The sequence below is a fragment of the uncultured Jatrophihabitans sp. genome (genome assembly GCF_964246335.1).
Taxonomy (GTDB): Bacteria; Actinomycetota; Actinomycetes; order Mycobacteriales; family Jatrophihabitantaceae; genus Jatrophihabitans.
The window spans coordinates 1-20290 of the sequence record NZ_CAXTQF010000021.1; the positions used below are offsets into that span (position 1 = coordinate 1).

Genomic DNA, 20290 nt, shown 5'->3' on the forward strand with positions numbered 1-20290 from the left:
CGCGACGCGGCGCACCGGGCCGTCCAGCGGCCGCGGCAGGACGCGGGCGCCGACGTCGTCACGCACCGCGGGCGCCACCCGACCTTCTTCGTCCGGGTAGGTGCGCCGCAGCTCGCGGCGCAGCCGCCGCAGGTAGAGCGCGTCACCGCCGCCGAGCGGGCCGACGAGCAGCTGTTCGGCGACGTCCTCGACCAGCCGCTGCGGATCGACGACGCACTCGAGCAACGTCAACAGCAGCGCGACGGCCGGCTGCTCGGCCACCGGCAGGTCGTCGCCGCGCACCGTCACCGGCACGCCGGCAGTGATCATCGCGCGGCGCAGCACACCCAACGTCGTGGCCGTCGAGCGCACGAGCACGGCCATCTCGCTCCACGGCATGCCGTCCAGGTGCGCCGCGCGCAGCACGCCGGCGACGTAGGCGGCCTCCTCGCTGGCCGTGCGGAACACCGCGGCCTCGGCGCGACCGGGCGGCAGGCCGGGTGCCGCGGTGATGGTGCGTTGCTCGCCGCGGCCGGGCAGCCGCGCGGCCAACCGGCGGGTAGCCGCCAGCAGCTGCGTCCCGGAGCGGCGGCTGCGTTGGAGCGCGATGGTCGGGACGGGCGCACCCGCGACGCCGTACCGCTCGTCGACGCTGCGGATCGCCGACGCGTCCGCGCCACGGAAGCCGTAGATCGATTGATCCGGATCCCCGACCAGCACGAGCTCGTCGGCGCCGTGGGCGAGCAGCTGCAACAGATCGGCCTGGCCCGGATCGGTGTCCTGGTACTCGTCGACGAAGATCCGCCGTCGCCGTGCCCGCTCGGCGGCGAGCAGCACCGGGTCGTCGCGCAGGACGTTCAGAGCGGTGCTGATCAACTCGGCGGTGTCGTAGGCGCCAGGGTCGGCCATCGCGTAGATGGCGTGGTACTCGGTGAGGAAATCCCCTGCGGCCACCCAGTCGGCGCGCCCGCGCCGGCGGCCGAGCTCGGCGAGCGCCGGGCCGTCGAGGCCACGCTCGACCGCGCGCATCAGCAGGTCACGCAGCTGGCCGGCGAACGCGTGCGTGTGCAGCGCCGGGCGCAGTGCCGCCGGCCAGCGCGCGGGATCGCCGGATTCGAGCAGCTCGCGGAACACGATGTCCTGCTCGGCGGCCGAGAGCAGCCGCGGCGCCGGCAAACCACGTGCGGCGTTGGCCATCCGCAGCACGCCGAAGGCGTAGGAGTGCAGCGTGCGCGCAATGGGCTCGCGGACGGTGCGGTGCAGCCGGGCCGCGACGCGGTCGCGCAACTGCCCGCCCGCGCGCCGGCTGAACGTCAACATGAGCATGTGTTCGACCGGCACCCCGGCGGCTGCCCGGGCGACCACCGCCTCGACCAGCGTGGTGGTCTTGCCGGTGCCGGGGCCCGCCAGCACCAGCAGCGGGCCGCCCGGGTGCTCGACCACCGCGCGCTGGGCGTCGTCGAGCACCGGCGCTGCCGCAGGCGCGGCGGCGGAGCGCACCAGGCGGTAGGCGGGCTGGGTCACGCACGCCATGCAAGCACGTCGCACCGACGATTTCCGCACGTAGGGTCGCCGGGTGCAGGCACGGGTCGAGACGGCGGCGAGGCCCTGGTGATCACTGTCGGGATCGATCTCGCGGCCGAGCCGAAGAACACCGCCGCGGCCGTGCTGCGCTGGCGCAACGGCCGCGCCCGGATCGACCAGGTCCGTGCCCCCGCGACCGACGATCAGCTGTGCGCGCTCGTCGCAGGCGCGGACAAGGTCGGCCTCGACTGTCCACTCGGGTGGCCGATCGCGTTCCGCGACTTCATCGATGCGCAGGCCGACGGCGGGCCGCTCGCTCCTGCGCGCACGATCGCTGAGCGCAGAGCACTGGCCTACCGGGTCACCGATCGGTGGGTGGCGCAGTGGCACTCGCCGCTGCGGCCGCTGAGCGTCTCGGCCGACCGGATCGCGCACGCCGCGTTCCGTGCCGCCGGGCTGCTGCGTCGCCTCGATCCCTCCGTCGACCGCACCGGGTACGGGTTCGTCGCGGAGGTGTACCCGATCGGCGCCCTGCACCGATGGGACATCCGCCCGCGCAGTTACAAGGGACCGGCCGGCCGGGTCACCCGCGAGTACATCGTCGACGCGCTCGACGGCATCGTGCAGTTCGGCTTCCACCGCGCGCTCTGCCTGGACAGCGACCACGTCCTGGACGCGGTGATCGCCGGTCTCGGAGCCGCGGCCGTGCACATCGGCCGCTGGTCGTACCCGCGCGCGCCGGAGCAGCTGGCAGCGGCGCGGATCGAGGGCTGGATCGCCATACCCGAGTGCTCGTTGGCCGAGCTGAGCGAGGCGACCCGCTCCTGAGCGGCCGACGCCGGGTGGCAGGCTCGACGGCATGAGCGAACTCGTCGTCGACGACGATCCGGCAGAACTCGGCTTCGACGGCACGCGACTCGCTCACATCGACGCGTTGCTGCAGCGCTACGTGGACGACGGCAAGCTGCCGGGTTACTCGTTCCTGCTGACCCGCCGCGACCGGATCGCGCACGTGACGCGCGGCGGCCTGCGCGACATCGAGGCGGGGCTGCCGGTCGAGAGCGACACCATCTTCCGGATCTACTCGATGACCAAGCCGATCACGTCGGTCGCGGCGATGATGCTCTACGAGCAGGGCGCGTTCGAGCTCACCGACCCGATCAGCAACTGGCTGCCCGAGTTCGCCGACATGCGCGTCTACGTCGCGGGCTCGGATCTCAGACCGAAGACGGAGCCGGCGACCGAGCCGATCCGCGTCTGGCATCTGCTCACGCACACATCGGGGCTGACCTACGGTTTCCACCGCGCACACCCTGTCGACGCGATGTACCGCACCGCCGGGTACGAGTGGAGCACACCGGAAGGCGTCGACCTCGCCGGCGCCGTCGAGGCGTTCGCGGCCATGCCGTTGCTGTTCCAGCCCGGCACCGAGTGGAACTACTCGGTGTCCACCGACGTGCTGGGCCGGCTCGTCGAGGTGCTGGCCGGCAAGCCGCTGGACGAGGTGTTCCGCGAGTGGATCCTCGATCCGCTCGGCATGGTCGACACGACGTTCGAGGTACCCGCGGCCGAGCACGGGCGGGTCGCTGCGCTGTACCTGCCGACGTCGCGCGGCGGTCTGGTGCGCAACGATGCGCTGGGCAACGGCGCGCTCGAACGGACCTGGCTGTCCGGCGGCGGTGGCCTCGCGTCGACGCTGCACGACTACCACCGCTTCGCCCGGCTGCTGCGCGGATTCGGCCGACTGCGGGACGAGCACGGTGACGTGCGTCTGCTCGGCGATCGCACCGTGCGCTACATGACCCGCAACCACCTGCCCGGCGGCGCCGACCTCGCCACCTTCGGCCGGCCGCTGTTCGCCGAGACGCCGTTCGACGGCGTCGGCTTCGGCCTCGGCTTCTCGGTGACGCTCGACCCCGCCGCGACGCACACGCTGTCCTCGCGCGGCGAGTTCGCGTGGGGCGGCGCCGCCAGCACCGCGTTCTGGGTGGACCCGGTCGAGGACGTCACAGCGGTGTTCATGACGCAGTTGCTGCCGTCGAGCACCTACCCCGTCCGCTCGCAGTTGCGCCAGCTCGTCTACTCGGCGCTGGTGGATACGCCGTCCCAGCGATAGGCGGTCAGGTCGACACGTTCGGATCGCTGCCCGTGGAAGCGCACACCCTCGGCGCGCAGGCGCGCGCGTTGCTCGTCGCGGATGTGCGGCGCCATCGAGCCGTCATGGCGCAGGACGCGGTGCCATGGGACCGTCCCACCGTCGGCGGCGAGCACCTGCCCCACCGATCTCGGTGAACGGATGCCGGCGTATTCGGCGACGTCGCCGTAGGTCATCACCCGCCCGGCCGGAATGGCCTCGACGGCGGCCAGCACACGTTCGGCGAAGTCGGCGCGCTCGGGCACCGGTCAGGACTGGCCGTCGAGCCGGGTCAGCAGGTCGTCGGCTGCCTTCTCGTTGACCTCGTAGCTGGGCACGTCGTCAGTGCGGGTTGCGGCCGGTGAGGCCGAGGAGCTTGTCCAGGGCCGAGGCATCGTCGGGCACGTCCACCGGATCGCCGAACATGTCGCTCTGGGCGAACGCGTCCCGCATGCCTTCGACGTCGCCCCACACCCGTACGGCGACGTCCTCGGGCAGCGAGCCGTCGAAGCCGATCGCGGTGCCGAGATCCCACGAATGCACCAACAGGTCGACGGTCATCTGCCCCAGGTACTCGGGCACCGGTCGCTCGCCGTAGGACAGGTGCACCGTGCGCTGCAACGCGCCGTCCGCAGTGAACGCGTCGGCGGAACCGACGGCTGCCTCGTCCCACTGCTCGGCGAGGTTCGCGCCCACGCCGCCGTCGACCGGCAGCGACCGTGTGCCCTCGACTATCTTGCGTGCCGTATCGATGTCCTGGCCGTGCAGCAGCGGCGCGGCCCACTGGTGCTCTTCGACGAGGTGTCCGACGAGGTCCGCGACCGTCCAGTCTCGGCAGGGCGTGCTCTCCTGCCACTGGTCCTCGCGCACGGCGTGCACGCGCTCACCGAAGGCGCGCTGGACGGTCAGGAACTGCTCGAGCTGGTCATCCATACGACCGTCCTACCCGAGACGACCGCTCGGCGGAACCACCTACCCCGTGAGCGAACGCGCGATCAGTAGACCGGCAGCGACTGATCGACCTGGTTCACCCAGGCGGTGACGCCGCCCTGCACGTGCACGGCATCGCGGAAGCCGGCCGCCTTGACCGCAGCCAGCGTCTCGGCCGAGCGCACGCCCGTCTTGCAGTACATGACGATCTGCTTGTCCTGCGGCAGGTTCGACAACGCGTCGCCGCGCAGGATCTCGTCCTTTGGGATGAGCGTGGCGCCGGGGATCTTGACGATCTCCCACTCCGCCGGCTCGCGGACGTCGACGAGATAGGTCGGCTTGTCCGAGTCGAGCAGTTCGGCGAGTTCCTTGGCGGTGATCGTCGAACCGGCGGCGGCCTCCTGCGCCTCCTCGGACACGACACCACAGAACGCGTCGTAGTCGATCAACTCGGTGATCTTCGGCGCGTTCGGATCCTTGCGCACCTTGAGCTCGTGCCAGCTCGCCTCGAGCGCGTCGAACACCAGCAGCCGGCCGAGCAGTGTCTCGCCGATGCCGGTGATGAGCTTGATGGCCTCGTTGACCATGGCCGCGCCGATGGCCGCGCACAGGACGCCCAGCACGCCACCCTCGGCGCACGACGGCACCATGCCGGGCGGCGGCGGGTCCGGGTAGAGGTCACGGTAGTTCGGGCCGTATTCGTCCCAGAACACCGACACCTGGCCGTCGAAGCGGTAGATCGAGCCCCACACGTACGGCTTGCCGAGCAGCACGCAGGCGTCGTTGACCATGTAGCGGGTGGCGAAGTTGTCGGTGCCGTCGACGATGAGGTCGTAGTCGGCGAAGATGTCGAGCACGTTGTCGTTGTCGAGCCGCTCGTTGTGCACGTTGACGGTGATCAGCGGGTTGATCTCGCGCACCGAGTCACGCGCGGACTCGGCCTTCGGTCGGCCGATGTCGCTCTGCCCGTGGATGATCTGCCGCTGCAGGTTCGACTCGTCGACGACGTCGAACTCGACGATGCCGAGCGTGCCGACGCCGGCTGCCGCGAGGTACATCAGGGCCGGCGAGCCGAGGCCACCGGCGCCGACGCACAGCACCTTGGCGTTCTTGAGCCGCTTCTGACCGATCATCGCGACGTCGGGGATGATCAGGTGGCGGCTGTAGCGACGGACCTCGTCGATGGTGAGCTCATCGGCTGGTTCCACGAGCGGCGGCAAAGACACGGTGTTCCTCACGGTCGGGTCTGGTCTGTCCACCTCAACCCTGACACGCGCGGGCGCATTCCACCCACCCCGGCGGCCGCGGCGGTGACTGCAGCCTCAGTCGCCCTTGCCGTACTCGTCGTTCTTCGCGGTGTCGGGCTGTTCGGCGCCCGGTGCGCCGGCAACCCCCGTGGGGTACGGCCACGCGTTGGCGGAGCAGAACTTGCCCGTCTGCGGCGACCGCAGGCCGAACGTCTGCTGCATCATCACCGGTGCCAGGCCGTTGGGCAGGCACTGGTGCGCGTGCTGGTGGCCGAGGGCGTGCCCGTCCTCGTGGTTGATCATGTAGATGCGATACGCCGCGAGATCACCGACGTAGGCGGTCGAGCCACGCATCCACCGCGCGACGTTGAACACCACCCGGTTGACCTTGCTGGTGCTGCCGGCGGCGTCGTAGCAGGACGTCTCGGCGGGGATCGTGTAGCCGCAGAACTTGCGCGTGGTCAGTGACGAGGTCAGCGACACCCGGAAGTCAATGGGTCCGGAGTCGACGCGCTGCAATGCGACACCGTGCCCGGACCAGCTCTGCGGGTTCGACAACGTCGAGACCACGAGCTGCTGGAACTGTGCGAGGTCGACACCCTGAATCCCGTTCTCGACCTCGACGCTGTAGCGGAACAGCTTGCCGTGACCGACGACGGGCGTGCTGCCCTTCAACACCCGGAACGTGCCCGCGCCCTTGAGCGTGTAGGCCGGGCCGGCGGGCAACGCAGCCGCCGCGAGCACCTTCGGGTTGATGTCGCCGCCGGCCGGGTCCGCCTTGATGATGGAACTGGGGGCCGCGGCAGGCGGGGCGGTGGCACGCGCCGGCACGTGCGCACGCGCGGTGGGCTTGGCGGCCTTCGGCGCGGAGCGCGTCGTCAGCAGCGCAACGATCGTGATGACCAGCAGGATCGGCAGCGCGTACGCCCGCCAGCCGTAGCGCTGCGTGAACCGCATCCACGCGTGCCCGGTCGAACGCTGTGGTGGCCGGCGACCGTAGAGGGTCTCGGTGTTGCGCACGGCGCCGCGGGCCCGGGCGACGTCGTCGACAGTGCCCTCAGCGCCGCGAACGCGCGAAGGATCCTGAACCGCCACGCACCAAAGGTTGCCACAGCCACCGGCAAATAACGCCGAAGCGGCGCAGGCGCTCAGGATCCGGTGGGTGCGGTCTCGTCGAGGAACGCGAGCACGGCGCGGGCGGTGGCGGCCGGGTCCTCCATCATCGCGGTGTGGCCGATGTCATCGAAGACGAGCAGGCGTGAGTCCGGGATAGCCGCGGCGACGTACGGCGCGAGGTCGGGCGCGACCAGCCGGTCGGTGTCGCCCCACAGCACGAGCGTCGGCGCGGTGATCTTGCGCATCGTCGCCCAGCCCTTGCGGCCGCGCAGGATCTGCGACGTGGCGAGCGTGCGCATCGAGCGCAGGAACGCCGCCGCCGCCCACGGCTTGTCGAGCCGGTCGCGCGCCTCGGCGACCGCCTCGTCGAGCCGCTGCTTCGGGTAGCGCTTGCGGTCGGCGAAGCACAGCGCGATGGTGCCCTTGACCCGCGCCTCCGGCGCGTACCGCTTGTCGAACTGCTTCATCAGGAACTCGCCGAGGACGGGCACGACGAGGATCGCCATGCGCGGGTCGTTGCGCAGCGGGAAGACCCGGACGCGGTTGTCCGGCACCGCCGGCGAGATCAGCGTCAGGGTGCGGATGAGGTCCGGACGTCGCGCGGCGACGAGGATCGACACCGCGCCGCCCATCGAGTTGCCGATGAGGTGCACCGGACCGTTGCGGTACTGCTCGATGTAGTCGATGACGACCTGCGCGTGCGCGACGGGGTTGTAGTCGCGGTTCGGCACGCCCGGTGAGCGCCCGTGGCCAGGCAGGTCAAGCGCGTCGATCGCAAGCCGGCCGCGCAGCAGCGCCGCGAAATCCGTCCAATTGTGTGCCGAGCCGCCGAGGCCGTGCACGAAGACCGCTTGCTCCACCGAGTCGCCGTCGGCGGGCGTCGTGCGGACGTGGATGCGCCGGTTGCCGAGCTGGACCTCGTGACCGGGCCACATCTGCACCCCGTCGAGGGACGGCAGGTCGACATCGGCGAGCTTGGCGCGCGGTGCGGTACGCGTGGGCGGCTTCGGCATCAGCTCAGCCTACCGACGGGTAACCATCGGTCAGGCGCTCTTGCGGGCGGCCTTGCGCGCTGCCGTCTTCGTACTCGCCTTGGTGGTCTTCTTCGCTGCGGTCTTCTTGGCGGTCTTCTTGGCGGCCTTCTTGGCCGGCGCCTTCGCCGCCTTCCCCGTCTCCTTCGTGGCGGCCTTCTTGGCGGCCTTCTTGGCCGGCGCCTTCGCCGCCGTTGCCGCACCGCCGGCGGATTCGCCGCGGCCCTTCTTCGCGGCGTCCACCGATGCCCGCAGTGCGGACATCAGGTCGACGACATTGCCGGCGTTGGGTTGCGGTTCCTCCGTCTCGACGATCTCGCGCCCCTCGACCTTCGCGTCGATGACCGCTTCGAGCGCCTCGCGGTAGTCGTCGGTATAGTCCTCCGGCTCGAAGTCACCGGCCATGCTCTCGACGAGCGAGCGCGCCATGTTCTTCTCCTGCTCGCGCAGCTCGACGTCGTCGTCGAGGAACCCGAAGTCCGCGGTGCGTACCTCGTCGGGCCAGATCATGGTGTTGAGCACGATCACGCCGTCGCGCACGCGCAGCGTCGCCAGCTGCTCCCGGTTACGGATCGCCACCTTGACCACGCCGACCGTCTCGCTCTCGGTGAGCGCGTCGCGCAGCAGCACGTAGGGCTTGACCGCGCTCTTCTCCGGCTCGAGGTAGTAGCTCTTGTTGTAGTAGATCGGGTCGATCTGCTCGGCGGGCACGAACTGCACGACGTCCACCACGCGCGCGCTGGGCAGCGGCAGGTCAGCGAAGTCGTCGTCGGTGAGCACGACTGTCTCGCCGTTGGGCAGCTCGTACCCCTTCGCGATGTCGGAGTACGAGACCTCCTCGCCGTCGCTCTCGGCAACCCGCTTGTAGCGGATCCGCGCCCCGTCCTCGCGCCGCACCTGGTGGAAGCTGACGCTCTTCTCGTCGGTGGCTGAGTACAGCTTCACGCCGATGCTCACCAGACCGAAGGACACACTGCCCTTCCAAATCGACCGCATGCCGCCCGCTTTCGTTGATCGGTTGCCCTAAGAATGGACGTATGCAGCCCATGCTCGCCACTGCGACGGCCGTACTGCCGTCCGGCGCGGACTGGGTCTTCGAGTTCAAATGGGACGGCGTGCGCACGCTGCTCGACGTCACCGAGCGCGGTGTGCGCCTGCACAGCAGGGCCGGTAACGACGTGAGTTCGGGTTATCCGGAGATCGTCGCGCAGGCTGCGGACGTCGGCGACGCCCTGCTCGACGGCGAGATCGTGGCGTTCGTCGACGGCCGGCCGTCGTTCGAGCGGCTGCAGTCGCGCATGCACCTGCGCGGGAAGTCCGACGTCGTGCGCGCGGCGGCGGACATTCCGGTGACCTTCGTGGCCTTCGACGTCCTGCGCCGCTTCGGCGTGGACGTCACCGGCCGGCCGTGGAGGGAGCGGCGCGCGACGCTGGAGCGGTTCGCCGCGGAGCACGACGGCTGGACGCTGTCGCCGTCGTTCGACGACGGTCCCGCCACCGAGGCCGTCGCCCGCGAGCACGGTCTCGAGGGCGTGGTGGCCAAACTCGCGACGTCGCCGTACCGGCCCGGCGCGCGGTCCGAGCAGTGGCGCAAGCTTCGTTTCGTCCGGGCCGGCGATTTCGTCGTCCTGGGCTGGGAGTCCGCCCCGGAGCATCCCGCGACGCTCAGCTCGCTGGTGCTGGGGATCATGCGCGACGACGGTCTGCACTACGCCGGGCGCGCGGGCAGCGGACTGTCCGGGCGGGTGGCGGCCACCCTGAAGTCGATGCTCACCGATCGCCGCACCGCGGCGGCCGACGGCGTGCCGCCGCCGACCGCGCGGACCCGCAAGCTGCACTGGAGCGAGCCGACCGTCGTCGTCGAGGTGGAGTTCAGCGCCTGGACCGGCGACGGGCGACTGCGCCAACCGGTGTTCCGCGGCATCCGCGCGGACAAGGACGTGGCCGACGCACGAGGGGACGGGTAGCGGTGGCAGCGAAGTCGCAGAAGGTGCAGGTGGACGTCGACGGGCGCGAGCTCACGCTGTCCAACCTCGACAAGGTCCTCTACCCGGACGCGGGATTCACCAAGGGCGAGGTGATCGACTACTACACGCGCATCGCACCGACGCTGCTGCCGCATCTGGCCGACCGGCCGCTCACGGTCAAGCGCTACCCGAACGGCGTCGACCAGCACTTCTTCTTCGAGAAGAACGCCTCGCGCGGCACGCCGGACTGGGTGCGCACGGTGACGCTGCCCGTGCCCGGGTCGACGAAGAACCGCGAGACGATCGACTACATCGTCGTCGAGGCGCTGCCGACGATGGTGTGGCTGGCCAACCTCGCCGCGCTGGAGCTGCACGTGCCGCAGTGGCAGGTGCCGCGCCGGGCCCGCAAGCCGCGCACCGACATCGTCGTGTTCGACCTCGACCCGGGTCCGCCGGCAACGGTCGTCGAGTCCGCGCAGGTGGCCCTGCTGTTGCGCGACGTGCTCGCCGAGGACGGGTTCACGGCGTTCGCCAAGACCTCCGGCTCGAAGGGCATGCAGGTCAGCGTGCCGGTCAGCGTCGACGACCAGGACCTGCCGTCGCGGTACGCGCACGAGATCGCGAAGCGGCTGGAGGAGCAGCATCCGGATCTCGTCGTCTCGCGGATGACCAAGTCGCTGCGCCCGCGCAAGGTGCTCGTCGACTGGAGCCAGAACAATCCCGCGAAGACCACCGTCGCGCCGTACTCGCTGCGCGCGCGCCCAGAGCCGACCGTGTCGACGCCGCTGACGTGGGACGAGGTCGAGGCAGGCGGGGACCTGTCGTTCACGAGCGAGGAGGTCCTCGACCGCGTCGCCGAGCACGGTGATCTGTGCGACGGGCTGCTCGGCGACGAGCACCGGGCCCGGCTGACGACGGCGATGGTGACCGACCGGTAGATTGCCCTTGCGGGAGCAATCAGCGACCTGAACAAGGAGCCGCCGTGTCCAGCGCCCTCGGCGCGGAGATGGGCCGTGGAGCCCGACTGCCCCGCTCGGCACGCCGCAAGCAACTGCTCGCCGCCGCCCAGCAGGTGTTCGTCGCCAACGGCTACCACGCTGCCGCGATGGATGACATCGCCGAGCGCGCCGGCGTCTCGAAACCCGTGCTGTACCAGCACTTCCCCGGCAAACTCGAGCTCTATCTGGCGTTGCTGGACACCCAGACCGAGGCGCTGCGCGACGCCGTCATCGATGCTCTCGCGGGGCACACGGACAACCGCGAGCGCATCCACGGCGTGCTGTCGGCGTACTTCGCCTTCGTCGACCGCGACGAGGACGACGGCGCGTTCCGGCTGATCTTCGAAAGCGATCTGGTCAACGATCCGGCGGTGCGTGACCGCGTCGAGTCGGTGACCCGCACGACGATGGAAGCGGTGGCCGACGTCGTGGCCGCCGACACCGGGCTCGCACAGGCCGAGGCGGCGTTGCTCGCCACCGCCCTCACCGGCGCGGCGCAGGTGGCTGCGCGGTGGTGGCTCGCCAGCGACCGTCCGGTGTCGCAGGAGGAAGCCGTCGCGCTGCTCGAATCGCTGCTGTGGCGGGGCATCTCGAACTTCCCCCGGCACATCTGACCACTTGGCGCTCTGACGTCGGCTGTTTGCTGCCACCAAAGGCGGACTGTGCACCGTCTGCAGGTCGTTTACGGCGTGTCGCGCGGTATCCGGTGCACAGTCGCTACGTCGGCACACGTTGCGCTGCAGTCACTGTTCGCTGACGGCGCAGCCGACCGAGCGGCGGACCTCACCGGTGCTCGACTAGCGTTGTCGGCAGGACGCGGCACGACGTCGCGGCCATCGACTCGGCGGAGGTTCGCGGTGGAGGTCAAGATCGGCGTGCTGCACACGGCTCGCGAGATCGTCCTGGACAGCCCGCAGACGCCCGAAGAGGTCGAGCACGCCGTCGCCGAGGCCCTCAAGAGCGTCGACGGCCAGCTCGTGCTCGTCGAGGAGAAGGGCCGCAAGGTCATCGTGCCGGCGAACCTCGTCGCCTACGTCGACATCGCGCAGGCCGACACCCGCCGCGTCGGTTTCGCCACCGCGCCGTAGTTGCCGCGCGCGACTCAGCTATCCAAGCCGAGCGCGACCATCCGCTCCGCGTGCCGATCGGTGATCCGCGTGATCAGCGCGGCCACCCCGGTGATGTCCCCGGTGCCCTGAACGAACAGGAGCATCAGCGAATCGCGGTCTGCGAGCACGTGCTGTGTCTGGCTGATGGCCTCGCCGACGAGCCGGCGCGCCCACAGCGCCAACCGGCCGGCCACCGCCGGCTGCTGGGCGACCGCCGCCTTGACCTCACGTACCGCGAACTCCGCCCGGCCACCCTCCACCAGCACGTCGCGGATGAGGTCGCCGGTCTCGGTGTCGACGAACGTCGCCACCTCGCGGAAGAAGTCGGCCGCCATCCCGTCGCCGACATAGGCCTTGACCACGCTCTCCAGCCACGTCGACGGCTTGGTGATCGCGTGATAGCTCTCCAACGCTGCGACGAACGGCGCCATGGCCAGCGCCGGGTCGGCGCCCAGCTCGCCCAGCCGCGCGGCGATGCGCCGATAGTGTTCGAACTCGAGCGCCGCCATGGACGACATCTCCGCGCGCCCGGCGAGGTCCGGCGACAGGCCCGCGTCGTCGGCCAGGTGGTCGAAGGCACTGAGCTCGCCGTACGCGAGCGCGCCGAGCAGATCGACGACAGCGTCCTCGGGCGGCACGCTGCGCAGGCTATCGGTTCGCCGCTGCACGGGCGCAGATCGCGAACCGATATGATGGCCGCGTAAAGCTAGACGAATCTGCGCGTCGACCGCGCTGCTCGCCTCCCTCCCACTCGGTTGCAGGCGCGCACCACTGCCAGAGTCGAGGTCGGCGCACTTCAGCCGAGGATGCGCATGACCGAAGAGACAACCACGCCCGCTGACGAGCTATCGCCCGCGGATTCCGAGATCGGGCTGTCGCCCGCGGATTCCGAGATCGGGCTGTCGCCCGCGGAAGCGGACCACCGCACCGACCTCCCGGACCCCGCGCCGCGGGCCGACGAGCTCGCCGCCCGTGCCCCCGTCAGCAGCGACAGCCCCGCGTTCAGCGACTTCGACATCAAGCCGGAGATCGTCCAGGCGCTCGCCGACGTGGGCATCACCCGCACGTTCGCGATCCAGGAACTGACGCTGCCGATCGCGCTGGCCGGCAATGACCTCATCGGTCAGGCGCGCACCGGCACCGGCAAGACCCTCGGCTTCGGCGTCCCGCTGCTGAACCGCCTCACGCTGCCGGGCGAGCCCGGCGCGCTGCCGCAGTCGCTCGTCGTCGCCCCGACCCGCGAGCTCGCGGTGCAGGTGTCGGCCGACCTCGCGAGCGCCGGCAAGCGGCTGGGCGCGCGGGTGCTCACCATTTACGGCGGCCGCGCCTACGAGCCGCAGATCGAGGCGTTGAAGAAGGGCGTCGACGTCGTCGTCGGCACGCCGGGCCGGTTGCTCGATCTCGCCCAGCAGGGTCATCTCAAGCTCAGCGACGCGCGGATCCTCGTGCTCGACGAGGCCGACGAGATGCTCGACCTCGGCTTCCTGCCCGACATCGAGAAGCTGCTCGCGATGGTCCCGGCGGCACGCCAGACCCTGCTGTTCTCCGCCACGATGCCCGGCCCGATCGTCGCGCTCGCGCGCCAGTTCCTCATCCAGCCGGTGCAGATCCGCGCCGAGCAGGGCACCGGGACGCCGAGCACGTCGCACATCGACCAGTTCGTCTACCGCGCCCACGCGCTGGACAAGGTCGAGTTGATCTCGCGCGTGCTGCAGGCGCGCGGCCGCGGGCTGACGTTGATCTTCACCCGTACCAAGCGCACCGCCGCCAAGGTGGCCGACGAGCTCGAGAACCGCGGCTTCGCGGCTGCCGCCATCCACGGTGACCTCGGCCAGGGCGCCCGCGAGCAGGCGCTGCGCGCGTTCCGCTCCGGCAAGGTGGACGTGCTGGTGGCCACCGACGTCGCGGCCCGCGGGCTGGACGTCGAGGGCATCACCCACGTGATTAACTATCAGGCACCCGAGGATGCGATGACGTACGTGCACCGCATCGGCCGCACCGCGCGCGCCGGTGCGAAGGGCACCGCCGTCACGCTCGTCGACTGGGACGATATCCCCCGCTGGAAGCTGATCTGCGACGAGCTCGAACTGCCCTACCACGAGCCGGTCGAGACGTACTCCAGCTCGTCGCACCTCTACCTCGAACTCGACATCCCCGAGGGCACCAAGGGCACGCTGCCGCGCAGTGAGCGCACCCGCGAGGGTCTCGACGCCGAACGCATCGAGGACCTCGGCGGCCGCGACAGTCGCACCCGTGAGGGCAGTCGGGACAACGGGCGCGGCAGATCCGGGCCGTCTCGCTCGCGCGAGTCCGGCCGCGGCGGCGAGCGACGCGACGGGGAACGACGTAACGGCGAACAGCGCGAGGGCAACCGCCCGCAGCGCAACCGCAGCCGTACCCGCGGCGGCCGCCCGGTCGATCAGGCCGCCGAGGCCGCCCAGGCCGCCCAGGGCGCGGGTGCCAACGCCCAGCACGCCGGTGACACCCCCGTGGCGGCAGCCAACGGCGACGCCGGCCGCGCGCGTCGGCGCAGGCGCGGCGGCCGTGGCCGCGGGCAGGGGCAGGGCGGCAACGATGCAGCGGCCGCGACGCCGCAGGCGAACGACTCCGCGGAGTGACCCTCCCGCCGCCTCCGGCGCAACCCCGCGCAGCAGCGCAGCCCGGGGCCGGCGATGCGCGGGCGGCGGCGTCCGATGCGGCGCTGGACCGGCACAACGCGAGGCTGCGCAGATCGCGGCTCGTCTACTTCGTGACGGTCGCGGTGGTGGTGGCCGCGCTGGCGACATTCGCGGCCGTCGCCTGGTCCCGCGGCGAGGCCGCACACACCACGCTGCGCACCGTCGCGCATCCGCCGGCGAGCATCGGCCCGGCGCGCCCGGTCGCGGCACCGCAGCAGCGCTGGCGCAGCGGCGACCGACTCGCGCTGGGCACCCCGACCACCAGTGGCACGGTGGTCACCTATTCGACGCACACCGTCAGCGGACGTAACGCCCGCACCGGCGCGCAGACATGGAGCTACACGCGCACCGACCGCCGGGTGTGCAACACGATCCAGCTCGGCGCCACGGCGGTGGCGGTGTACGCGCTGCACGGCGACTGCGACGAGGTGACGGCACTCGACGTCGGTACCGGCGCGCGCGACTGGACACGCACGCTGGACGAGGACGGCGTCACCCTCAACGGTGCGGCGTCCTACCGCTGGAAATCCGACACGCTGCTGATCTACTCGCCGGACGCGATGTACGCGATCGACCCGTCGACCGGCCTCGACCGCTGGACGTACCGGCGCTACGGCTGCCACACGAACGCCGCCGTCATCGGCGCCGCCGGGGCGTTGATCAGCCAGAACTGCCCCAACCCGCGCTGCAAGGGCGTCAAGTTGTGTGCCCGCGGGCAGCAGCTCGTCCTGCGGAGCGCCACCGCCGGGCAGCTGGACACCTCGAAGCCGAACTTCGACCAGTTTACCTGGAACGACGTCGGCAACTCGGACGTGCCGTTGGCCTCGGCGTCGGTGATCAGCGCGCTCAATCGCACCACCGGCGAGATCGACACGTTCGCCCCGAACAACGGCCGCCCGGTGCTCAGTGTTGGGCTGCAGCCTGCGCCGGCCCTCGATTCCGCGACACTGCGCTCCGCGACTGCCGTCGGTACCAGCGACGGTGCTCTGGCATGGATCGGTGGGCACACCACGGTGGTGCAGCAGAACCAGCCGCAGCCGGTGTGGACCACCGCGACCACGGCTGCACCGACGGTGCTCAGCGACAACGACCCCGCGCAGCTGTCGAACGCGACGATCACCGCGCCCGTCGCCGGCGCCGTTGTCGAGCTCGATGCGCGTACCGGCAAGCCCGCCGGTCACTTCCCCCTGGCCGGACTCACCTCCACGGGCAGCGACACCCGGGTCTTCCCGCTCGGCACCGGCTTCCTCGTCGGCACCCGGACCGGGACGGTGGACTACCAATGACGGCGCAGCTGTCCACCGGCTCCGCGCGGCGCACGACGTTCGAGCTCGTCGACCAGCGCATCGCCGCGCTGCAGACCGGTGACGAGAGCGCGCCGCCGGTACTGCTCGTCGCCGGTTACACGGGCAGCAAGGAGGACTTCGGTCCCGTCCTCGATCCGCTGGCCGAGGCCGGGTACTTCGTCACCGCCATCGACCTGCCGGGTCAGTACGAGTCGCCCGGTCTGCCTGCGGCCGCCGATTACACGCCGGACCGGCTCGCCGTCGCGGTGCTCGGCGTCGCGGCGGCGCTCGGTGCCGATGTGCGGCTGCTCGGCCACTCGTTCGGCGGCCTGGTGTCCCGCGCGGCCGTCATCGCGCAGCCGGACCGGTTCGGATCCCTCACGCTGCTGTGCTCGGGCCCTGCCCATCTCGGCGGCACCCGGCGGTTGAGCATGGACACCCTCGAGCCGGTGCTCGCCGCGTCCGGGCTCCCCGGCGTCTACGCGGCGATGCAGAGCGCGGCGCTCGGCGACCCCGCGTTCGTCGCACCGCCGGATGACCTCGCCGACTTCCTGGAGCGGCGTTTCCTCGGCGGCTCGCCGCAGATGTTGCAGGGCATGGCCGACGCCCTGCGCACCGAGCCGGACCGCGTCGACGATCTTGCCGCGACGGGCGTGCCGGTGCTCGTGACGCACGGTGTGGACGACGACGCGTGGCCGATCGACGCGCAGGCGGACATGGCGCAGCGGCTCGGTGCGCGATACGCACCCATCCGCGACGCAGCGCACTCCCCCGCGATCGAGAACCCGACCGGACTGGCCACAACCCTGGTCGGCTTCTGGCAGTCCTGAGCAGAAACGGGCACTGACGAGCAGAGTGGGTATGCCCCGATAGTGAGCGGTGACGTCGGCTACTTCGGCCCGGGCAGCATGACGTGGCGCATCCACGGCGAACCGATCGCGATGATCGGTGGTCTGCGCGCGCTGCTGATGCAGGCGCTGCACCCCGGCGCGATGACCTTGCTGGCGCAGCGCTCGAACTTCCGCGACGACCCCTGGAAGCGGCTGGAATCGACGGCCCTCTACGTCGGCACCGTGTCCTTCGCGCCGCGTGCGGACGTCGACGCCGCCGCCGCGCGGTTGCGCAAGGTGCATGCCGCCATCGGCATCGACGACCCGGAACAGCTCGCCTGGGTGCACCTGTGCCTGGTCGACTCGTTCCTGGTCGGCGCGCGTGCCGCCGGACTGCGCCTGACGCCGGCCGAGGCGGATGCCTACGTCGCCGAACAGGCGTTGTCGGCGTCGCTCGTCGGTGTGCCCACCGAGCGCACGCCCACCGATGCGGCGCAGCTCTACGACGCGATCGCGGCGCTGCGTCCGATTCTGCGAATTACCCCGGAGGCCCGGGACGCGGCACGCGTCGTGATCGCACCGCCGTTGCCGCTGCGTGCCGCGCTGGTGCTGCCGGCACGGCTGGGCTGGTCGACGGTGTCCGCGCTGGCCCTGGGGCTGCTGCCCGACTGGGCGCTGCGGATGTACCGGCTGCCCGCCTTGCCGGGGCGGACGCTCGCGACGGCTGCGGGGCTACGGACCCTGCGCGGCGCGGTGCGCGCGCTGCCGGCCCAGTACCGGGAGGGACCGCTCTACCGGGACGCCAAGGAGCGTGCGGCGGCGTCGTGACGCGCGTGCGCGTCAGTCCGGGTCGGCGATCCCGGCCCACGGATCGAGCTCAGCGGACACGGCACGGCCCTCGGGGCAGTGCTGACGGAAATCGCACCACGAGCAGCCCGGCGTCGGGTTCGCCGGGAAGACGTCGTCGGCCTGCGCACCCGCGGCCAGCGTGTCGGTGGCGGTGACGATGTCCTGCGCGGTCTGCTCGGCGCGGTCGAGATGGCGGCCCAGCGACGCGTCGGTGTGCTCGAAAGCCGCGACCTTGCCGGTGGGCAGGTGGTGCAGCTCGACCCGGGCGCAGTGTCTGCGCAGCGTGCGGCGCGCTGCCAGCACGTAGAGCGCCAGCGCCTGGGAGCCCCGGGCGTCGTCGGTGTCGAGCTCGCGACGGCCGGTCTTGTAGTCGACGACGACGAGCTCGCCGTCGCGCTCGTCGATGCGGTCGACGCGGCCGGAGACCGCGAGCCGCTCGGTGCGTGTCGCGACGGTGCGTTCGACGCCGAGTGGCTCGTCGGTGGGGTCGACGTGCTCGGCGAGGTAGTCGCGAACCATGTCGGCGGTGCTCGTGCAGACCCGCTGCGACTGCCGCTCGTCACAAAAACCTATGGACTGCCAGTTGCGCTCGACGATGTTCGCGCCCTCGTCGGCGGTGCGGTGGGCCCGTGGCAGCAGCCACCACTTGTGCAGCGCCAGGTGCGCGGTGGCGCCGACGGTGTTGTGCGCCCAGGGCCGCCCGCGCACCGGCGCCGGACGGTCGAGGTAGGTGAATCGGTAGCGCCGCGGGCAGTCGAAGGCCGCAAGCCGCGACGGCGTGCACCCGAACAGCCGCGTCGGCATGTGCGCCAGCGTCAACTGGCCCGCGGCTGCCTCGCCGGCGGGCTGCGCTGCGGCAGTCATGGTTGCCACCCTAGGTCGCCGCGGCGACAGTTCCGGGCACGGCGTACCGGGAACACGCCGAGCGGTCAGCCGCTGACCGGCCGGCGCGCGGCCGGCAGCGCGAGCAGCCGCTCGTACTGCGCGTCGTCGGTGGTGCACGCGCCGATCGGCGTCCGCTTGTTGGCGCCGTGATAGTCCGACGAGCCGGTGCCGATCAGCTCGAGATCGCGCGCGAGCCGCGCCGCGTGCGCGCGGTCATCGGCGTCCTGGTCGGGATGGTCGACCTCGAGACCGACGAGCCCGGCACGCGTCATCTGCTCGACGACCTCGTCCGGCACCACCGGACCGCGCCGGCGCGCGAGCGGGTGCGCGAAGACCGGCAGGCCACCCGCGGCGACGGTGAGCGCGATCGCGTCGAACACGTCGGTGTCGGGCTTGCGCACGTAGTAGGGCTGGCGCGAGGACAGCAACTCGCGGAACGCGGTGTCGACGTCGGGCACCACGCCGGCCGCCACCAGCGCGCGGCCGAGGTGCGGGCGGCCGATCGTCGCGTCGCCCGCGAGCCCGGTGACGTCCGCCCAGCTGATCGGGTAGCCGGCAGCGGCCAGGTTGTCGACCATCTGCTCGCCTCGCGTGCGCCGCGCGGTACGCAGCCGCTGCCACTCGGCCTGCAGGTCGGCGTTGGTGTCGTCGACGAGATAGGCGAGCAGGTGCAGGCTGATGCGCCGTCCCTCCGGCGCGACGTAGACACAGGAGAACTCGACGCCCGGCACGACGGTCAGCCCGGGCGGCCGTGCCTCGAACGCCGCCGCCCAGCCGTCCGTCGTGTCGTGGTCGGTGATCGCGACGACGTCGAGGCCGGCTTGCGCCGCCGTGCGGATGAGCTGCGCCGGAGTGTCGGTGCCATCCGAGGCGGAGCTGTGGGTGTGCAGGTCGATGCGCATCGCGCTCAACACTAGGCAGCCGGCAGCGAGTCGATCAGCGGCGCCTGCCGAATCTGTCTGCACCGCGCGGCAGTCGCGGCAGGCGCGGGAGCGGCTCGGTACGGAAGTCGTCGTGCTCGTCGTCGAGGCCGTCGTCCGGGTCGCCGTTCACGGCCTCACCGAAGGCCACCCGGCGCAGCTCGAGGTAGAACTGGTGCGGGCCGGCGATCTTCGTCAGATGCCGCACGTCGGGGTGATCACCCGGCGCCTCGAGGTCGATCGTGCCGTAATCGAGCAGCTTGCCCGGCACGGTCTGCGTGAGCCGCGCGCCGGAGATCCGGTCGGTGCGCAGCGAGGCCTCCGTCGAGGTCGTCTCCGGCACGCCCTGGATGCGGATGATCCGCTTGCCGGTCAGGATGACCCACTCGGCAGCCCACGTCTGCCAGCGCAGGAAACCGAGGCCGAGGAACACCACGACCGCGATCCAGGCCATCGGGTTGGGGTCGAAGATCGCGGCGAGCAGCAGGATGACCAGCGCCGCGCCGAGGATCTTGTGCGGCGGCCGGAACATCGTCGTCCAGTGGTACCGGGTGCGGGCGCGCACCGGCAGCTCGGAGGGCAGCAGGGCCGGCACGAGGCCTCAGGACGACAGTTTGTCGAAGAAGTGCCCGATGCCGTGCGCGATGTTCACCGTGACGTGCCACGCGCCGTCGGCCATGCTGGCCGCGTTGTCCGGCGACGTGATGATGTAGAACAGGACGAACGCGCCGACGAGAGCGGCGATGGCTATCTTGACCATCGGCAGGTGCCCCCTGAGCATTCGGTCCGGACGATTCGGCTCGGCGC

Annotated in this window: 22 protein-coding genes; 10 read left to right on the forward strand and 12 right to left on the reverse strand. The window is 71.2% G+C overall.

All coding sequences use genetic code 11. The features are described 5' to 3' along the window. On the reverse strand, nucleotides 1-1503 hold a 1503-nt coding region (locus ACFFCN_RS08295; protein WP_375490672.1), incomplete at its 3' end, for an ATP-dependent helicase. An 87-nt stretch (nucleotides 1504-1590) separates the two neighbouring features. Here ACFFCN_RS08295 and ACFFCN_RS08300 point away from each other — a divergent pair. Further along, a complete protein-coding gene (locus tag ACFFCN_RS08300; protein WP_375490673.1) occupies nucleotides 1591-2331 on the forward strand; it encodes a DUF429 domain-containing protein in 741 nt (246 codons plus the stop codon). Between the two features lie 31 nt (nucleotides 2332-2362). Further along, nucleotides 2363-3619, forward strand: coding sequence for a serine hydrolase domain-containing protein (locus ACFFCN_RS08305; RefSeq protein WP_375490674.1), 1257 nt, complete (start codon nucleotides 2363-2365; stop codon nucleotides 3617-3619). Here the strand turns inward: ACFFCN_RS08305 and ACFFCN_RS08310 are convergent. The 6 genes from ACFFCN_RS08310 to ACFFCN_RS08335 form a co-directional block, all read right to left on the reverse strand. Next, nucleotides 3583-3903 (reverse strand): MGMT family protein, encoded by a 321-nt coding sequence (locus ACFFCN_RS08310; RefSeq protein WP_375490675.1) that lies wholly within the window; start codon nucleotides 3901-3903, stop codon nucleotides 3583-3585. The genes ACFFCN_RS08305 and ACFFCN_RS08310 overlap by 37 nt on opposite strands. Nucleotides 3904-3979: 76 nt before the next feature. Continuing rightward, nucleotides 3980-4570, reverse strand: a complete 591-nt coding sequence (locus tag ACFFCN_RS08315) for a TIGR03086 family metal-binding protein (protein WP_375490676.1) — start codon at nucleotides 4568-4570, stop codon at nucleotides 3980-3982. A 62-nt stretch (nucleotides 4571-4632) separates the two neighbouring features. Continuing rightward, on the reverse strand, nucleotides 4633-5793 hold the full coding sequence (moeZ, locus tag ACFFCN_RS08320; RefSeq protein ID WP_375490677.1) for an adenylyltransferase/sulfurtransferase MoeZ: 1161 nt from the start codon (nucleotides 5791-5793) through the stop codon (nucleotides 4633-4635). 96 nt (nucleotides 5794-5889) lie between these two features. Next, nucleotides 5890-6909, reverse strand: coding sequence for a DUF3152 domain-containing protein (locus ACFFCN_RS08325; RefSeq protein WP_375490678.1), 1020 nt, complete (start codon nucleotides 6907-6909; stop codon nucleotides 5890-5892). Between the two features lie 53 nt (nucleotides 6910-6962). Next, complete coding sequence (locus ACFFCN_RS08330; RefSeq protein ID WP_375490679.1) at nucleotides 6963-7943, reverse strand: alpha/beta fold hydrolase; 981 nt, start codon at nucleotides 7941-7943, stop codon at nucleotides 6963-6965. Between the two features lie 30 nt (nucleotides 7944-7973). Continuing rightward, nucleotides 7974-8957 carry a Ku protein gene (locus ACFFCN_RS08335; RefSeq protein ID WP_375490680.1) on the reverse strand — a complete coding sequence of 328 codons (984 nt, stop codon included), beginning with the start codon at nucleotides 8955-8957 and terminating at the stop codon, nucleotides 7974-7976. A 41-nt stretch (nucleotides 8958-8998) separates the two neighbouring features. Here ACFFCN_RS08335 and ligD (ACFFCN_RS08340) point away from each other — a divergent pair, with 41 nt between their 5' ends. From ligD (ACFFCN_RS08340) to ACFFCN_RS08355, 4 genes are all read left to right on the forward strand, one after another. Further along, entirely contained in the window at nucleotides 8999-9928 is a 930-nt protein-coding gene (ligD, locus tag ACFFCN_RS08340) for a non-homologous end-joining DNA ligase (protein WP_375490681.1), read from the forward strand. 2 nt (nucleotides 9929-9930) lie between these two features. Beyond that, nucleotides 9931-10866 carry a non-homologous end-joining DNA ligase gene (ligD, locus tag ACFFCN_RS08345; protein ID WP_375490682.1) on the forward strand — a complete coding sequence of 312 codons (936 nt, stop codon included), beginning with the start codon at nucleotides 9931-9933 and terminating at the stop codon, nucleotides 10864-10866. Between the two features lie 68 nt (nucleotides 10867-10934). Beyond that, entirely contained in the window at nucleotides 10935-11540 is a 606-nt protein-coding gene (locus tag ACFFCN_RS08350) for a TetR/AcrR family transcriptional regulator (RefSeq protein WP_375490722.1), read from the forward strand. Between the two features lie 243 nt (nucleotides 11541-11783). After that, nucleotides 11784-12014 (forward strand): DUF3107 domain-containing protein, encoded by a 231-nt coding sequence (locus ACFFCN_RS08355; RefSeq protein WP_375490683.1) that lies wholly within the window; start codon nucleotides 11784-11786, stop codon nucleotides 12012-12014. Nucleotides 12015-12028: 14 nt separating this feature from the next. Here the strand turns inward: ACFFCN_RS08355 and ACFFCN_RS08360 are convergent, their stop codons facing one another. Then, nucleotides 12029-12673 carry a ferritin-like fold-containing protein gene (locus ACFFCN_RS08360; RefSeq protein WP_375490684.1) on the reverse strand — a complete coding sequence of 215 codons (645 nt, stop codon included), beginning with the start codon at nucleotides 12671-12673 and terminating at the stop codon, nucleotides 12029-12031. Between the two features lie 174 nt (nucleotides 12674-12847). On the opposite strand from ACFFCN_RS08360, the gene ACFFCN_RS08365 reads away from it, so the two are divergent. From ACFFCN_RS08365 to ACFFCN_RS08380, 4 genes are read left to right on the forward strand one after another with little or no spacing between them, the layout of a single operon-like run. Next, nucleotides 12848-14653 carry a DEAD/DEAH box helicase gene (locus tag ACFFCN_RS08365; protein WP_375490685.1) on the forward strand — a complete coding sequence of 602 codons (1806 nt, stop codon included), beginning with the start codon at nucleotides 12848-12850 and terminating at the stop codon, nucleotides 14651-14653. Further along, the gene (locus ACFFCN_RS08370) at nucleotides 14650-15999 is read left to right on the forward strand and encodes a PQQ-binding-like beta-propeller repeat protein (RefSeq protein ID WP_375490686.1); all 1350 of its coding nucleotides are present in this window, start codon (nucleotides 14650-14652) and stop codon (nucleotides 15997-15999) included. The genes ACFFCN_RS08365 and ACFFCN_RS08370 overlap by 4 nt, the downstream gene beginning before the upstream one ends. Then, nucleotides 15996-16829 (forward strand): alpha/beta fold hydrolase, encoded by an 834-nt coding sequence (locus ACFFCN_RS08375; RefSeq protein ID WP_375490687.1) that lies wholly within the window; start codon nucleotides 15996-15998, stop codon nucleotides 16827-16829. The genes ACFFCN_RS08370 and ACFFCN_RS08375 overlap by 4 nt, the downstream gene beginning before the upstream one ends. 42 nt (nucleotides 16830-16871) lie before the next feature. After that, nucleotides 16872-17657 carry an oxygenase MpaB family protein gene (locus ACFFCN_RS08380; RefSeq protein WP_375490688.1) on the forward strand — a complete coding sequence of 262 codons (786 nt, stop codon included), beginning with the start codon at nucleotides 16872-16874 and terminating at the stop codon, nucleotides 17655-17657. Between the two features lie 12 nt (nucleotides 17658-17669). Here ACFFCN_RS08380 and ACFFCN_RS08385 read toward each other — a convergent pair whose 3' ends face one another. The 4 genes from ACFFCN_RS08385 to ACFFCN_RS08400 all read right to left on the reverse strand — a co-directional run bounded on the left by ACFFCN_RS08385 (nucleotide 17670) and on the right by ACFFCN_RS08400 (nucleotide 20243). Further along, nucleotides 17670-18542, reverse strand: a complete 873-nt coding sequence (locus ACFFCN_RS08385) for a RecB family exonuclease (RefSeq protein ID WP_375490689.1) — start codon at nucleotides 18540-18542, stop codon at nucleotides 17670-17672. 65 nt (nucleotides 18543-18607) lie between these two features. Then, the gene (locus ACFFCN_RS08390; protein ID WP_375490690.1) at nucleotides 18608-19465 is read right to left on the reverse strand and encodes a PHP domain-containing protein; all 858 of its coding nucleotides are present in this window, start codon (nucleotides 19463-19465) and stop codon (nucleotides 18608-18610) included. Between the two features lie 34 nt (nucleotides 19466-19499). Beyond that, the gene (locus ACFFCN_RS08395; RefSeq protein WP_375490691.1) at nucleotides 19500-20078 is read right to left on the reverse strand and encodes a hypothetical protein; all 579 of its coding nucleotides are present in this window, start codon (nucleotides 20076-20078) and stop codon (nucleotides 19500-19502) included. 6 nt (nucleotides 20079-20084) lie between these two features. Then, nucleotides 20085-20243 carry a hypothetical protein gene (locus ACFFCN_RS08400; protein ID WP_375490692.1) on the reverse strand — a complete coding sequence of 53 codons (159 nt, stop codon included), beginning with the start codon at nucleotides 20241-20243 and terminating at the stop codon, nucleotides 20085-20087. Nucleotides 20244-20290: the final 47 nt, after the last annotated feature.

Bases quoted from the DNA above. Each gene is read 5' to 3' on its own strand.
- ACFFCN_RS08305 (WP_375490674.1), top strand. From the start codon at position 2,363: ATGAGCGAACTCGTCGTCGACGACGATCCGGCAGAACTCGGCTTCGAC.
- ACFFCN_RS08315 (WP_375490676.1), bottom strand. From the start codon at position 4,570: ATGGATGACCAGCTCGAGCAGTTCCTGACCGTCCAGCGCGCCTTCGGT.
- ACFFCN_RS08330 (WP_375490679.1), bottom strand. From the start codon at position 7,943: ATGCCGAAGCCGCCCACGCGTACCGCACCGCGCGCCAAGCTCGCCGAT.
- ACFFCN_RS08335 (WP_375490680.1), bottom strand. From the start codon at position 8,957: ATGCGGTCGATTTGGAAGGGCAGTGTGTCCTTCGGTCTGGTGAGCATC.
- ligD (WP_375490681.1), top strand. From the start codon at position 8,999: ATGCAGCCCATGCTCGCCACTGCGACGGCCGTACTGCCGTCCGGCGCG.
- ACFFCN_RS08350 (WP_375490722.1), top strand. From the start codon at position 10,935: ATGGGCCGTGGAGCCCGACTGCCCCGCTCGGCACGCCGCAAGCAACTG.
- ACFFCN_RS08365 (WP_375490685.1), top strand. From the start codon at position 12,848: ATGACCGAAGAGACAACCACGCCCGCTGACGAGCTATCGCCCGCGGAT.
- ACFFCN_RS08375 (WP_375490687.1), top strand. From the start codon at position 15,996: ATGACGGCGCAGCTGTCCACCGGCTCCGCGCGGCGCACGACGTTCGAG.
- ACFFCN_RS08385 (WP_375490689.1), bottom strand. From the start codon at position 18,542: ATGACTGCCGCAGCGCAGCCCGCCGGCGAGGCAGCCGCGGGCCAGTTG.
- ACFFCN_RS08390 (WP_375490690.1), bottom strand. From the start codon at position 19,465: ATGCGCATCGACCTGCACACCCACAGCTCCGCCTCGGATGGCACCGAC.
- ACFFCN_RS08400 (WP_375490692.1), bottom strand. From the start codon at position 20,243: ATGGTCAAGATAGCCATCGCCGCTCTCGTCGGCGCGTTCGTCCTGTTC.